1 protein-coding gene is annotated in these 692 nt (G+C 75.7%); it reads left to right on the top strand.

Going from position 1 to position 692, the window contains the following annotated elements; all coding sequences use genetic code 11:
* Window positions 1-246 precede the first annotated feature (246 nt).
* Window positions 247-692, top strand: a 446-nt coding sequence (locus ACFFNX_RS51850; RefSeq protein ID WP_378213878.1) for an alanine racemase, incomplete at its 3' end; no start/stop codon positions are given.

Consider the following 692-nt stretch of genomic DNA (forward strand, 5'->3'; position numbering starts at 1 on the left):
ACCGCGATCGACACCGCGGCCGCCCGCGAGGTCCCCCACGGCCTCGCCGGGCGGATCGCCGCCGCCGGTCCGGAGCCCGGCTCCGACGCGGAGGCGCCGATCGCCGCCCAGGATGTCATCGGGGCGCTTCCCGCCGCCTTCCGCGCGCTCACCGGCTGAGACCCGGAGGTCGGCGCGGGTCGCCACGTGCGGCGAGTCCACCGTCGATTGGCCTGGGCAAGGGTCCGGCGCTGCCACACTTGGTGCATGAGCGTTACCACCGCGGCCCGTGTCGATCTCCTCGCGATCAGGCGCAACGTCGAGTTGCTGCGGGAGAGCGCCCCGGGTGCCCAGCTGATGGCGGTCGTCAAGGCGGACGGGTACGGCCACGGGATCATCCCGGCGGCACGTGCCGCGGTGGCGGGCGGAGCGTCCTGGCTGGGCGTCGCCACCCTGGACGAGGCGCTGACCCTGCGGCGCGCGGGCCTCGACGTGCCGGCGATGTGCTGGCTGTACGCGCCCGGCGAGCGGTTCGACGACGCCATCGCCGAAGGCGTCGACCTGTCGGCCACCTCCGTCGGTCAGGTCGAGGAGATCACCCAGGCCGCCGCCCGCGTCGGGCACCAGGTCAGGCTGCACCTGAAGGCCGACACCGGGCTGGCCCGCAGCGGCGCGACCGCGGCCGACTGGCCCGCGCTGGTCGACGCGGCCCT

Origin of the sequence: Actinoallomurus acaciae (assembly GCF_042429965.1) — a bacterium.
Lineage (GTDB): Bacteria > Actinomycetota > Actinomycetes > Streptosporangiales > Streptosporangiaceae > Actinoallomurus > Actinoallomurus acaciae.